The following is a 14,227-nucleotide window of genomic DNA, read 5'->3' on the forward strand; positions in this document are numbered from 1 at the left end:
GTTCCAGAGCGCGATCGTAACTCTCCAATGCCTCCTCGTACCTGCCTAAATCATTGAGAGCATTGCCTCGCCCGTTCCAAGCCTGGTAGACATCTGGATTCAGTTCCAGAGCGCGATCGTAACTCTCCAATGCCTCCTCGTTCCTGCCTAAATAATAGAGAGCCACGCCTCGGTTGTACCAAGCCTGGTAGAAATCCGGATTCAGTTCCAGAGCGCGATCGTAACTCTCCAATGCCTCCTCGTACCTGCCTAAATCATTGAGAGCATTGCCTCGCCCGTTCCAAGCCTGGTAGACATCTGGATTCAGTTCCAGAGCGCGATCGAAACTCTCCAATGCCTCCTCGTACTGTCCGGCTTCTAAACAAGCTTTCCCCCGTTCGTACCAAAATTCAGCGTTCTTTTCCCCTTCACTCTGCGTTTGTGGGGTTTCCTCTCCCAACTCCCCGTAATTCTTCATCTCCTCAGACACCTCAAACCCCTCCAACATCAAAACTGCACCTAATCCCCACGATGTCCCGTTGAACTCCCCTCGGCGGAGGAGAAGTCCGTCGGAACCCGCCACGAACCCACGCCCACAGCCGTTTCAGCCAACGCCGCACCCAATGCCACATGGTCGAATTTGGAAAAATCTACGGTTATACGATCGATTATGGCAGCCGAAAAACCCCAACGCCATGCCAAACCCCCCCGACTGGCGCAGTAGACTGTAGGCTGAGCAGGTTGAGAAAATCAGTCGCCCTCAGCCGCGAATCGAGTCGTTCTATCCACCCGACTCTTGTTTTTATTAACCTGCGAATTCGACGAAGCAGAAATCGCGATTGTCAAAAACTCAATCCAGAGTCTCGAACCGTCAAATAACAAGGTCAAACGATGGTTTTCACCACTTCTCCTCGCTGCGATCGCGTGGTTCTCCACAACCTAACCGGGCAGCAATTTGAGACCCTCCTTCAAACCCTTGGAGAATCTTACGGCGTGCGTTTTGCGTTCGATCGCGGAACGCTGGAAATCCTGAAAACCTGTCTCGATATCGAACGGTACAAAACTCAAATCGGAACCATCATTAAAGATATCGCCGAAGTTTTAAACCTTGAATACGACTGTTTGGGTTCGACAACCTGGAAACGGGAAGCCAAACTCGCGGGAGTCGAACCCGACGATTGCTTCTACTTCCAGAACGAATCGCGAATTCGCGGATTATCTCGCTTCGATCTCGATCGCGATCCGCCGCCAGACTTAGCCTTAGAAATCGACTTAACGAATAAATCGCTCGATCGCCTTCCCCTCTACGCCAGACTCGGCGTTCCCGAAATTTGGAATTACGACATCGAACGCAAAGAACTAACAATTTACCAACTCGACGCGGACAATTATTCCATCACCGAAACCAGTTCTATTTTTCCTCAAATTCCCGTTCGCGAAATTCCCAAAATTCTCGATCGCCACCGCCAAGACGGACGACTCGCCACTCGTCGGAAAGTCAAAGACTGGGTTCGACATCAAACTTCAGAGTCAATCTGAATAGAATTGACTAGGTATTTATATGTTTACATTCTCAAATCCAGACTTCTTCGAGAAACCCGATTTTTGTCTAAATTAAATTGTAGAATTAAATTAAAAAAGCAAAAATCATGTATTTATATATTAAAATAAAATAAAATAAAATAAAATAAAATAAAATAAAATAAAATAAAATAAAATAAAAAATAAATAAATAAATTAAATCGATTAAAACCTCCTTGAATTACAACGATAAAAACAGAAATTATCGTAATAAGGAGACTACCGAATTGTGTGCATCGACCACGATCGCCTATTCAAAACCCTCTTATCGACGTTCTTCTGGGAATTTCTCGATTTGTTCTTTCCTGCGATCGCCGAAGAGATCGAGCGAAACTCCATCGCCTTCCTTCCCCAAGAAGTCTTCACCGACATCACCTCCGGGGAACGCCGAGAAATCGACGTATTAGTTCGAGCGAAATTCCGCCAACAGGACAGCTTTTTCCTGATTCACACCGAAGCCCAAGCCTCGGCGAAAACCGGATTCGCCCGTCGGATGTTCCGTTATTTCGCCAGATTAGATGAAATCTACGGTTTACCCGTCTATCCCATCGCTCTGCTGTCCTACGACATCCCCAAACGCCCCGAACCGGACATTTACAAAGTAGAATTTCCCGATGGAGAAGTCTTACAATTTCGATATCGGGTCGTACAATTGCGGTGCGTGACGATCGATCGGTTTAACGATTGACACCCGATTTTTCAAGTCACGCACCCTACACCTGGCGAGACTTTCTGCGACAACCCAATCCCGTCGCGGCGGCGTTGATGTCGAAAATGCAAATCGCCGAGAGCGATCGACCCAAAGTCAAAGCCGAATGTCTGCGGTTGTTGGTGACTTTGCGGTTAGACCCGGCGAAAACGGCGTTGATTTCAGGTTTTGTGGATACTTACCTGCGGTTGAACGCAGTGGAGGAATCTCAGTTTAAAGCCGAGTTGAAACAGTTTGATTTGTTAGAGGAGGAACGAACGATGGAAATCATCACCAGTTGGATGGAACGCGGTATCGAACAAGGCTTACAGCAAGGTTTAGAGCGAGGGTGCGAACGGGAAATCTCGTTAGTCCTGCGTTTGCTCGATCGCCGTTTGGGAGAGGTCGATTCTCAGTTGTGCGATCGCATCTGTCTACTTCCCCTCGACGACATTGAAGCGTTAGGAGAAGCCTTGTTAGATTTTGAAACCGAAGCCGACTTAATCGCTTGGTTATCGCAATATTCTGATAAGGAAGCTTAAGGTTTGTAAAAAATGAATATTTCCAAAAAATAGGTTTTAAAAAAGCCAAACATCACAACTTAGATTTAGCAGTAACTAAAACCGATGCAGCTTGCTTCGCTCGTACTGCTACTTCTATATTATGCTGCATCATTGCCACGACAATAGCTCCTTCAAACAAGAGTATCAACTGTTGTGTTAAAGTCTCTGGATCGGAAAGCTCGGCAGCTTTTACCAAGCTATAAATGTAGTCGAAAATTGCTTGCTGGTGGTGTAGAGAGACTTGATAGCCAGGATGCTCGGGATTAGCTAATTCAATCGTCGAGTTGATAAAAGCACAGCCGCGAAAGTTTGGCTTCTCGAACCATTCTTGCAACGCATCGAAAATTGCCAGAACGCGATCGCTCGGTTCCGTTGCCAATCCTTCTACCGTGGCTTTAAACCAGATTCGCCAACGTTCGTCTCGTTGTTGAAGCCAGGTCGCAATCAGATCGTCTTTAGACTTGAAGTGATTGTACAACGACATCTTCGCCACCCCCGATTCAGCAATAATGCGATCGATCCCGACGTTGTTCACCCCTTCTTTGTAAAACAACTCTGATGCAGTAGAAAGGATGCGATCGCGAACTGAAGGACGTGAGGATTTGGTCGGTGTCATCGAGGGATTATGTAGACAAGTCTGTCTGTAGTATATCGCGATTTTGTATTCCTCACCACACGCGAGGCGATCGCGGGAACAGCAAGGGTACATCTCAAAAATGTAAATTCATCGGATACAAGCTGACCTACTCGATCGATCGACGGTTCCCCGTTCCCAGATCCGCTGCTCCCAACCTCAACCAACCGTCTGTTTCAGCAAACCCTAAAGATCGATCGCGATCTAAGATAAATAGGTATAACTGCGAAGACTGCGTTCGTAATTTTGCAGCAACCGTTGCGATTCCTCGATCGAGATTTTACCCGCTTGTAACGCCGCCTCGCTGGACTTGCGGATACTTTCGAGCATATCCTCAGCGTTGTACTCGACATATTGCAAAACGTCCGTCATCGTATCCCCTTTGACGAGGTGTTCGATTTGATAGCCGTTGGGAGTTAAGTGAATGTGAACCGCGTTCGTATCGCCAAAAAGATTGTGTAGGTTCCCCATAATTTCCTGATACGCACCGACGAGGAACATTCCCAAATAATAGGGTTGGTTTCGTTCCAGGGGATGGAGTTCTAAAATTGACTTGGCGTTGAGGCGATCGATAAAGCGATCGATCTTCCCGTCGCTGTCGCAGGTTAAATCCGCCAACGTTACTCGCCGCGTCGGTTCCTCATGAAGACGATGAATCGGAAGAATGGGAAAGAGTTGATCGATCGCCCAACTGTCCGGCGCTGACTGAAAAATCGACAAGTTCATATAATAAATCGACGCCAAGGTTTTTTCGAGATCCTTCAACTCCTTGGGGATGTCGTCGCGATCGCGCACGATATCGTAAACTTTTCGACAACACGCCCAATAGAGCTGTTCGGCTTTCGCACGTTCGGTAATGCTTAAATACCCGAAGCTAAACAAACTCGTCGCCTCGTCTTTAAACTGAATCGCGTCGTGATAGGCTTCTTGGAAATTCTCCTCGTGAATCGACGCGTAAGTTTCCCGCAGATTTCGTAAAATCAAATGTTCTTTGTTTTCCGAGAGCGGAGGAACGTCGCTCGGAGCGTCGCTGCTTCCTAACACGTCGAACACCAACACCGAATGATGAGAAGCGATCGCCCGTCCGCTTTCGCTGATCAGCGTAGGAGCGGGTTGGTTTTTCTCCTCGCACGCCTCTTTCACTTCCGCCACAATATCGTTGGCGTAATTTTGCATATTGTAGTTTTTCGAGGCGTAAAAATTGGTCTTCGAGCCGTCGTAATCGACCGCCAAACCGCCCCCTACGTCGAGATAGTTCATGTTCGCACCCAACTGCGCCAACTCCACGTAAATCTGACTGGCTTCGCGGATGGCGTCTTTAATGGCGCTAATGCAGGAAATTTGCGAACCGATGTGATAGTGCAGCAGTTGCAGACAGTCGAGCATTTCCGCATCTCGCAACCGTTGCACCGTGGCCACGATTTCCGAGACATCGAGGCCGAATTTCGCGCGATCGCCACTCGAGCCGCCCCAGCGTCCGATTCCGCGAGCTTGGAGTTTCGCGCGAACCCCCAAGACAGGTTGAATTCCCAACTGTTGACTGACGGCGATCGCGAGATCGACTTCTTCAGGTTGTTCGAGGACGACGATCGGACGATGACCCAAACGCGTAGCTAACACGGCTGTTTCGATGTAGCTGCGATCCTTGTAGCCGTTACAAATCAAAAGCGCACCGGACGTTTTGAGCGTTGCTAAGGCCACGAGCAGTTCCGGTTTCGAGCCAGCTTCGAGTCCGAATTGATGTCGGTTTCCAAAGCGCACCAAATCTTCAATGACGTGGCGTTGTTGGTTGCACTTGACGGGAAACACGCCGCGATAGACGCCAGGGTAGTTGTAGCGAGCGATCGCTTTGGCGAAGCAAGCGTTGATACGTTCGATGCGATCTTCGAGAATATCGGGAAAGCGCAGCAATAGCGGGAGTTCGAGGTTCCGTTTTTTTAACGCTTCGACGAGTTCGTGCAAATCGAGAGATCCGCCGCGATCGCCTTGAGGAGAAACCGTCACGTGACCGGCGGCGTTAATTCCAAAGTAGGGGTCGCCCCACCCGTGAATTCGATAGAGTTCTTCACTGTCTTCGATCGACCATTGATGAGAATAGTGTCCGTTGTTGTCCAACGATTCGATCGATTGTTGGGGCTGTGACCCGACCATATCCCTCTCTCCTCACGAAACCGTCGAGTCAACAGTGTAGCGTATTCAGCCAAGGGAGATGGAGAACAGTCGCCAGCCTTTTACAGTGAACAGTGAGCAGTGTTTCAGTCACCAGTCACCAGTCGCCAGTGAAGACAGGGAGCGGGGAACGGGAAACGGGGAACGGGGAACAGTTAATAGTTTCTCCCCGGCTCCCCCTCTCCCTTGCTCCCCGGCTCCAGAAGCTCCCCTGCTTGTTTCTCAGGGTGCATCTCACTTTTGCAAATACACGAGTTCGTCAATTTGTCAATATCTTCCTCAAGGACTGCTAGAAGGGGATTTACTACTTTAAGTATTTATACTTATCGCAGAATTGAGATGCACCCGTTTCTCAAATCAGAATGCTCGTCGTGACAGCATCAGTATCGGTTTCGGGACTGGCGGTGGTTCCGTCGCGTCGATGCTGAACCGCGCTGAGATAGCGGTTCCAAAAGAGTTTTACCGTACTGGGGTTGACGCCGACCAGTTGTGCGATCAGTTCGTGGGGAATCTGGCGCATATCGCGATAGGACAACCATTTCGACAAATGGCGCAGAATTTTGTAGGCACGGCGGAACGAGGACGGATCGCTGATAATAGTTTGTAGCTGCGAGATTTGTCCCATGCGGGTTTGTAGGGCTTTCGTGCGAGACTGGTGGGTTTCCGGGGCGTAGAAGCGAATTTTACCGGCGACGTAGACGCGGGTACAGTCGATGTCGTAATAGCCGCCCACGAGCGCACCGGGCGGAATCCAGTCGGAGTAAAAGCCTTTTTGCAGGATTAAGCCGCCTTTCGAGTCAGGCGTCAGAGCCAAAATTTGTCCGCTTCGCAAGAGAGAAAGTGGAAGCGAGATCGAGAGCGCCTGTGTTTTTTTGGAAGAGTCGTTGACGTTCGCTTGCATGGCAACCCACCTAACTGCCCGAATCCGATGTGCCTCTACTTGTTTTTACCCTATTTCCTACATAAATGGGATAGCGATCGATCCCCTTTTTCTGAAAAAATACGGAAATCCTCAGTCAAAAAACGATCGCCGATCTCCGATCTCCGTATAACTAAGGGGCTTGCCGCCCGTTTTCGATCGCGTAGAAACGATTAAAGATTTCATGAAGTCGATCCCGAAGTTCCCGAGACGCGATCGCCCCGAACTTCAAGCGTCCTCGCACCCTGGACGAGTCCACCCTTTTGCCGTCGTTTCGTAACGTTTTGTTACTCTGGCGCGGGAAAACCAAACCCCATCTGTTGCGGCCAACCTTCTCCCCTACAGTCAGACTAGATCTCAACGAGTGCGGTTCCTAAGGGTCTATCGGCAACAACAAATCCCACGGTAGCGATCGCGTGCGACAGTGGGAGAAAACGATACAAACAGATAAATGGAATCGATACGCTCTGACTGAGACTGAGTCGGCGATCGCCCTAAATCGCTCGAGTCCTTACGGTCTCGTCGTCTCGTTTTTTACCGCCGAGAAAAACAGGAACTGGCAGCACCTTAAGAGAAGAAGACCCTCTAGCTGCCGTCGCTGCCGCCACGACTGCTACTACAATCGTGAAACTTATTCTAATTCTATTGTAATGTCATCGATCGGCGATCGAAAACCCCAAGTCGAGGAGACGAAACAACTTTACCGAATAATTACAATCGAACGCCGAGTGTTTCGAGGCAAACTTCAACTTTCGAGCGCGATCGACCCCGAAACCCACTACCAAAACATACGATTGAGAAAAGGGCGAAACAACTTCAACTCGTCCGGTTCGCAATACTCCCGTGGGAGCAGTTCTCCCAACCGCCGTTCGATCGCCTCAATAACGGTCTGAATCTGACGGGATTTCGGCCGTTTCGCCTGTGGGAACTCGATCGCGTCCCCAAAGCGCAGCGTCAGAGTTTTACGCAAATAGAGATCGTGAGTTCCCATTAAAGCGATCGGGACGATAGGAACCCCCGATCGCAGAGCGTAAGTAGCGACGCCCCGTTTGAGGGGGAGGAGTTTGCCTTCCTCAGTTCCCAGTTTTCCTTCAGGAAACAGCAACAACGAGTCGCCGTTGTTAAACACCGATTGCACCGAGCGATCGAGCTGACGCAACATTTCGATCGAACTCCCGTCGGGAACGTCTTGCTGAATTTTCTCGGCCAACTCCGCCAAATCCTCCCGTCCCAACTTCGCCCCAGCAATCACCGCTTTTTCCTCTTTCCACCAACGATGGAGAGGGATAACGCCCTGCGCCCACTGTAAGATCGTCCGTTTCCAAGGAGCGTTGTAGAGCGATCGCGCGTCGCCGAGAACGTAACAATAGGGAGACGCCGGTAACTCCCCTAAAATCAACAGCGGATCGATATGATTGAGGTGGTTGGACACCAACAACACCGGCCCCTCGGGCAGCAGATGGGCATTTTCCACCTTCACCCGAAACAGCAAACGCACCAGCGATCGCAAAATCCAGCGTCGCAGTCGTCCGTCAGCGCGTCGAGGCGGTTTGCCAGTTCCCATCTCTTGCGTGATATCGAACGCCTCTTCCGTGGCTTGGCGCACCTCGCGATCGATCGCCGCTTCCCATCCTTCCCGGGCCCGCTGCACTGTATTGGGTGTCAACGGCGGTAACGACTCCGGTAACGACTCAGACAACAAACGTTCGGATGTCGGTTTGGCAGCGACGGTCATCTTCAAATCCCCTTCAGCGATCGGTGTGTTACAGCCTTAGATTACGAAAGTTTGCCCCCCGAGATCTCCTTCATTTCGCACAGTTTCCCCAGTGTCACCTTTCCAAACAGGCGATCGCGCTTCTTTCTCCCCTCCTCCGCAGACAGTTGTGAGATTGGCACGATCGCGTCCGTCTCGGCGTTACCATAGGATCTCGTTCCCCCACCAGTTTCATCGCATTACCGCTTATGTCTTTCGTCGGCCTGCACATCCACAGCGACTACAGCCTCCTCGACGGTGCCAGTCAACTGTCACCACTGATCGATCGCGCCTTAGACCTGGGGATGCCCGCGATCGCCCTCACCGATCACGGCGTCATGTACGGCGCGGCGCAACTGGTGAAACTCTGTCGCGGCAAAGGCATCAAACCCATCATCGGCAACGAGATGTACGTCATCAACGGCGACATCACCAAACAAGAACGACGCCCTCGCTACCACCAAGTCGTTCTCGCCAAAAACAACCAGGGCTATAAAAACCTCGTCAAACTCACCACCATTTCCCACCTCGACGGATACCAAGGAAAAGGCATTTTCGCCCGTCCTTGCATTAACAAAGACTTCCTCGAACAGTATAAAGAAGGACTCATCGTTACGAGTGCCTGTTTGGGGGGCGAAATTCCCCAAGCCATCCTCAAAAACAAACCCGACGTCGCCCGTCGGATTGCCAAGTGGTACAAAGAAGTATTCGGAGACGACTTTTACCTGGAAATTCAAGACCACGGGTCTCAAGAAGATCGCGTCGTCAACGTGGAAATCGTCAACATTGCCCGAGAACTCGACATTAAGATTATCGCCACCAACGATTCTCACTATATTTCCTGTAACGACGTAGAAGCCCACGACGCCCTGTTATGTATTCAAACAGGAAAACTCATCACCGAAGACAAGCGCCTTCGTTATAGCGGCACAGAATATTTAAAAACCGCCGAAGAGATGGCGCAACTGTTTCGCGATCACCTCAGCGACGATGTAATTCAAGAAGCGATCGACAATACCCTAGAAGTCGCCGAAAAAGTCCAACCTTACGACCTCTTTGGAGATACGCGAATCCCCGACTTTCCCATTCCCACTGGACATACCGCCGACACTTACCTCGAAAAAGTCACCTGGGAAGGACTGCTCGATCGCCTCAACGCCAAAAGTCACGCCGAACTGAAGCCCGAATATAAAGAACGGCTCGAATACGAGCTGAAAATGATGCAGCAAATGGGCTTTTCCACGTACTTTCTCGTGGTTTGGGATTACATCAAATTTGCCCGAGACAATAGCATTCCCGTAGGACCCGGACGGGGTTCGGCGGCGGGATCGTTAGTGGCGTATTCGCTGCGAATTACCAATATCGATCCGGTTCACCACGGCTTACTCTTCGAGCGATTTTTGAACCCAGAACGGAAATCTATGCCCGATATCGATACAGATTTCTGCATCGAACGGCGGGACGAAATGATTCAGTACGTGACGAACAAGTACGGAAAAGAAAAAGTCGCTCAAATCGTCACGTTCAACCGCATGACGTCAAAAGCCGTGTTGAAAGACGTGGCGCGGGTGTTGGATATTCCTTACAAACAAGCCGATGTTATGGCGAAAATGATTCCAGTTTCTCGGGGTAAGCCGGAAAAATTAAAAGTGATGATTTCCGACGATACCCCAGAACCAGAGTTTAAAAAAGCTTACGATACCGACTCCATCGTGAAGCGTTGGCTCGATATGGCGATTCGCATTGAAGGAACGAACAAATCGACGGGCGTTCACGCGGCGGGGGTGATTATTTCTGCCGATCCGATCGATGAAATCGTGCCGCTTCAATACAATAAAGAAGGTAGCGTGACAACTCAGTATCCCATGGAAGATTTAGAGTCGATGGGAATGCTGAAAATGGATTTTTTGGGATTAAAAAACTTGACGATGATTCAAAAGACTTTGGATCTCATCGAGCAAACTCAAGGATATCGCATCGACCCAGACGATTTAACATCTCAAGAACGAAAAGCCCAATCGATCGCCGCTCGCAGCGAAGATCGCAAACTTCCAAAAGATATTCAAAAAACCTATAAACTGTTAGCAGACGGGAAGTTAGAAGGCATTTTTCAGCTCGAATCTTCTGGGATGCGTCAGGTGGTACGGGATTTGAAACCATCTTGTATTGACGATATTTCGTCGATTTTGTCCTTGTATCGTCCCGGCCCGTTAGATGCGGGGCTGATTCCTAAGTTTATTAACCGCAAACACGGCTTGGAGGCGATCGAATACGACCATCCCATGTTGGAGTCGATTCTTCAGGAAACTTACGCCGTTATGGTGTATCAAGAGCAGATTATGAAAATCGCTCAAGATATGGCGGGATATTCCTTGGGAGAAGCAGATTTGCTGCGTCGCGCCATGGGTAAGAAAAAGATGGCGGAGATGCAGAAACATCGCGGTATTTTTATCGACGGTTCGGCGAAAAACGGGGTCGATCGAAAAACTGCTGAAGCCCTCTTCGAGCAGATGGTGAAGTTCGCCGAGTATTGCTTTAATAAATCTCACTCAATGGCTTACGGATATGTCACCTATCAAACGGCATATCTCAAAGCAAACTATCCCGTCGAATACATGGCCGCCCTGTTAACCGCCAACAGCGGCAGTCAAGACAAAGTTCAAAAATATATCGCCACCTGTACGAATATGAACATACAGGTGGAACCGCCCGATATTAATCGATCGAACGTCGATTTTACCCCAGTTGACGGAAAACGCATTCTCTTCGGACTCTCGGCGGTGCGAAACCTCGGACAAGGGGCGATCGACTGCATCCTCAAAACGAGAAACGAAGACGGAGAATTTGAATCTCTCCCCGATTTGTGCGATCGCGTCGAACTCCACGCCGTCAACCGCCGCGCCTTAGAAGCTCTCATTCAATGCGGCGCCTTCGACAAACTCAACCCCAATCGCAAACAACTGATGGAATACCTCGATACCGTCATTGATTGGGCGCAATCGCGAGCCAAAGACCGCGCGATGGGTCAGTTTAACCTCTTCGACCAAATCGGCCTCGGTGGCGAAGAGGACAATACCCGCGACGAAAACGGTTTCGACGGACTCCCCGAACCGCCCCAGGTTCCCGATTTCGAGCCGATGGAAAAACTCAAACTGGAAAAAGAACTCCTCGGCTTCTACGTCTCCGACCATCCCCTCAAAGCCATTCAGCAACGCTCCCGACTTCTGGCACCGATTAGCCTCAACGAACTCGGCGATCGCCCCGACAAAACCGCCGTCAGCGCCATCGTCATGTTGAGCAGCCTCAAACCGATTATCACTAAAAAGGGCGATCGCATGGCGATCGTAGAAGTCGAAGACCTCACCGGAGGTGCTGAAGGCGTCGTCTTTCCCAAAGCCTACGAACGCATCGGTCAAATGTTGAGCGAAGACGCGCGACTCATCGTCTGGGGTAAAGTCGAGCGTCGCGACGATCGCCCGCAATTAATTATCGAAGATGCCGAAATTATCGAACGGGTGCAGATGGTGATGGTGAAGTTAACCCCGGAACAAGCCGGAGATATCCAAGAACGGAATCGCCTGCGGGACGTGATTCGCACGCAAGTCGGAGACAACACAGATGCCAAAGTTCCCGTTATCGGTGCGATCGCCAGCGGACACCAACGTCAGTTCGTACGGTTGGGGGCGCAATTCCGCGTTCCCGACTGCGACAGTGCCGTCAGCGCCTTAACTCTAGCAGGGTTTCCGGCGCGACCTTATACCCTGGCGCGATCGTGACCTCAACGGAGCAAGGGAGAGGAGGAGAGGGGGAGAGGGGGAGAGGGAGAGCAAGGAAAACACTGTTCCCTGTTCCCTGTTCCCTGTCAATGCCCAAGAACGACGCCCGGTCAGGGTGGTATCGAGACCTAGAATTCAGCTAAAACTGATACCATAGCAGATCGAGCGTGCGGTTAGCGTTCGCCCTGCTGCCCAAAGCCTAGCTGCTTATCAAAAATTTTGGGTCTAAAACCCCGCCCTTCTAGGGCGGCTTTACAGAGGTCTGTCCACAGCTTCCATTTCTTGCTACAATTTTCGGGTGAGGAACAGGTAACTAACCTCCTTAAAAACCTGGCATCGAAAGATGAGAACCGATGATTACTGAAGTTTGGCGGTTCCACACGGAAAATAGCTCGTGTGGGTAAAAGCTTCAAGCGTCAAGCACGGAGACTCAGAATTTTTGAAGAACTCCACTGTACGGTCGGGCAGACCGGAACAGGCTCTCTGAAATGGGAGCGAACGCTTGGGGAGATGAAGATTTCTGGACATTTGGCTTACGGGTCAAATATGTAAGTCTTGTCGTTGAACCAAGAATCCCCACGCCGTGATAGCTGGGGAGTGTCAACACGATGGAAGGAGGAAGAGTCCTTGTCTCGCCGCTATCTTTTTACTTCGGAGTCCGTCACTGAAGGACATCCTGACAAAATCTGCGACCAAATTTCCGACACGATCCTCGATGCACTGTTGGCAGAAGACCCCAGCAGTCGCGTCGCGGCGGAAGTTGTCGTCAACACTGGCCTGGTTTTAATTACCGGGGAAATCACCTCGAACGCCAAGGTGGACTTCGTGAAGGTCGCACGGCAGAAAATTGCTGAAATCGGCTACACTGACGCGGAAAACGGCTTTTCTGCCAATAGCTGCTCGGTTCTCGTGGCACTCGACGAGCAATCGTCCGACATCGCCCAGGGGGTGGACGCTGCCCACGAACGACGGGAAGAAGCCAGCGACGCCGAACTCGACGCGGTCGGTGCCGGAGACCAAGGGTTGATGTTCGGGTTCGCCTGCGACGAAACCCCGGAATTTATGCCCCTACCGATTAGTTTGGCTCACCGCCTGTCTCGTCGACTGTCGGCGGTGCGGAAAACTGGGGAACTGTCCTATTTGCGCCCGGACGGAAAAACCCAAGTCACCGTTATTTACGAGGACGGTAAACCCATCGGGATCGATACGATTCTGATTTCGACGCAACACACGCCGACGATCGACCATCTCAGCGACGAGAAGTCGGTTCGGGAGAAAATCAAAGCCGATTTGTGGACGGCGGTGGTACAGCCGGTGTTCTCGGATATCGACGTGAAACCCGACGATCGCACTCGTTTCTTGGTCAACCCCACCGGAAAATTCGTCATCGGCGGTCCTCAAGGGGATTCGGGCTTGACCGGTCGTAAAATCATCATCGACACTTACGGCGGCTACTCCCGTCACGGTGGCGGTGCGTTCTCCGGTAAAGACCCCACGAAGGTCGATCGCAGTGCGGCTTACGCTTGTCGCCACATTGCGAAAAATATCGTGGCCGCTGGCTTGGCGGAAAAATGTGAAGTTCAGGTCAGTTACGCCATCGGCGTCGCTCAACCGACGAGCATTTTTATCGAAACCTTCGGCACGGGTAAGGTGGACGAAGATAAGTTGCTCGAAGTCGTCAAGGAAAACTTCGAGTTGCGGCCCGCTGGCATTATTCAGACCTTCAACTTGCGAAACCTTCCCGGCGATCGCAACGGCCGCTTTTTCCAAGAGACGGCGGCTTACGGCCATATGGGACGCCCAGATCTCGATTTGCCTTGGGAACACTTGGATAAAGTCGATGTGTTGAAAAAGGCGTTCAGTCCGGCCGTATCGGCTTCGGCATAACGTCTGTTTCGACCCGTTTCGCGGGAGTTTCCAGCCTGGAGCGTCGCTTCAGGCTGATTTTTTGTGGAGACCAGCCAGAACGCGAAAACTCCTCGACTGTTGCAGCGATCGCCTCTCATCCGTTTGGCTTGAGTTAACTTGACATACTCCCCAGCCTGAAGGCGTGGGGATTCTCCAGACCTCACGGTTCTAGATTTCTGGTTCGGCGACAACCCTTACTACCCATTGTTGCCAATAAGTACCAGAGGGGTTTATCTCCCCAGACGTTTTCCCCATTA

General features: G+C 50.8%; 8 protein-coding genes and 1 pseudogene. 4 read left to right on the forward strand and 5 right to left on the reverse strand.

The window, feature by feature from the left end; all coding sequences use genetic code 11:
* Positions 1-562: tetratricopeptide repeat protein (locus tag POG22_RS21700; protein WP_498907091.1), on the reverse strand; the 562-nt coding region annotated here is incomplete at its 3' end.
* 308 nt (positions 563-870) lie between these two features.
* Between POG22_RS21700 and POG22_RS21705 the strand changes: the two genes are divergently transcribed.
* Both POG22_RS21705 and POG22_RS21710 read left to right on the forward strand, forming a co-directional pair.
* Positions 871-1,518: a Uma2 family endonuclease gene (locus tag POG22_RS21705; protein WP_498907092.1), complete on the forward strand. Its 648-nt coding sequence runs from the start codon at positions 871-873 to the stop codon at positions 1,516-1,518.
* A 271-nt stretch (positions 1,519-1,789) separates the two neighbouring features.
* Positions 1,790-2,790 (forward strand): annotated as a pseudogene (locus POG22_RS21710) (Rpn family recombination-promoting nuclease/putative transposase).
* A 52-nt stretch (positions 2,791-2,842) separates the two neighbouring features.
* On the opposite strand, the gene POG22_RS21715 reads toward POG22_RS21710, so the two are convergent.
* The 4 genes from POG22_RS21715 to POG22_RS21730 all read right to left on the reverse strand — a co-directional run bounded on the left by POG22_RS21715 (position 2,843) and on the right by POG22_RS21730 (position 8,268).
* A complete protein-coding gene (locus POG22_RS21715) occupies positions 2,843-3,427 on the reverse strand; it encodes a TetR/AcrR family transcriptional regulator (protein ID WP_498907093.1) in 585 nt (194 codons plus the stop codon).
* Between the two features lie 222 nt (positions 3,428-3,649).
* The gene (gene speA, locus POG22_RS21720; protein WP_498907094.1) at positions 3,650-5,596 is read right to left on the reverse strand and encodes an arginine decarboxylase; all 1,947 of its coding nucleotides are present in this window, start codon (positions 5,594-5,596) and stop codon (positions 3,650-3,652) included.
* A 370-nt stretch (positions 5,597-5,966) separates the two neighbouring features.
* The gene (locus POG22_RS21725) at positions 5,967-6,515 is read right to left on the reverse strand and encodes a hypothetical protein (RefSeq protein WP_063719480.1); all 549 of its coding nucleotides are present in this window, start codon (positions 6,513-6,515) and stop codon (positions 5,967-5,969) included.
* Positions 6,516-7,311: 796 nt separating this feature from the next.
* Entirely contained in the window at positions 7,312-8,268 is a 957-nt protein-coding gene (locus POG22_RS21730) for a lysophospholipid acyltransferase family protein (protein ID WP_498907095.1), read from the reverse strand.
* A 227-nt stretch (positions 8,269-8,495) separates the two neighbouring features.
* On the opposite strand from POG22_RS21730, the gene POG22_RS21735 reads away from it, so the two are divergent.
* Positions 8,496-12,062 carry a DNA polymerase III subunit alpha gene (locus tag POG22_RS21735; protein WP_498907096.1) on the forward strand — a complete coding sequence of 1,189 codons (3,567 nt, stop codon included), beginning with the start codon at positions 8,496-8,498 and terminating at the stop codon, positions 12,060-12,062.
* A 627-nt stretch (positions 12,063-12,689) separates the two neighbouring features.
* Positions 12,690-13,949 (forward strand): methionine adenosyltransferase, encoded by a 1,260-nt coding sequence (gene metK / locus POG22_RS21740; protein WP_498907097.1) that lies wholly within the window; start codon positions 12,690-12,692, stop codon positions 13,947-13,949.
* The last annotated feature ends 278 nt before the right edge of the window (positions 13,950-14,227 follow it).

Source organism: Geitlerinema sp. CS-897 (assembly GCF_028368005.1).
GTDB lineage: Bacteria > Cyanobacteriota > Cyanobacteriia > Cyanobacteriales > Geitlerinemataceae > Baaleninema > Baaleninema simplex.

Bases quoted from the DNA above. Each gene is read 5' to 3' on its own strand.
- POG22_RS21705 (WP_498907092.1), top strand. From the start codon at position 871: ATGGTTTTCACCACTTCTCCTCGCTGCGATCGCGTGGTTCTCCACAAC.
- POG22_RS21715 (WP_498907093.1), bottom strand. From the start codon at position 3,427: ATGACACCGACCAAATCCTCACGTCCTTCAGTTCGCGATCGCATCCTT.
- speA (WP_498907094.1), bottom strand. From the start codon at position 5,596: ATGGTCGGGTCACAGCCCCAACAATCGATCGAATCGTTGGACAACAAC.
- POG22_RS21725 (WP_063719480.1), bottom strand. From the start codon at position 6,515: ATGCAAGCGAACGTCAACGACTCTTCCAAAAAAACACAGGCGCTCTCG.
- POG22_RS21730 (WP_498907095.1), bottom strand. From the start codon at position 8,268: ATGACCGTCGCTGCCAAACCGACATCCGAACGTTTGTTGTCTGAGTCG.
- POG22_RS21735 (WP_498907096.1), top strand. From the start codon at position 8,496: ATGTCTTTCGTCGGCCTGCACATCCACAGCGACTACAGCCTCCTCGAC.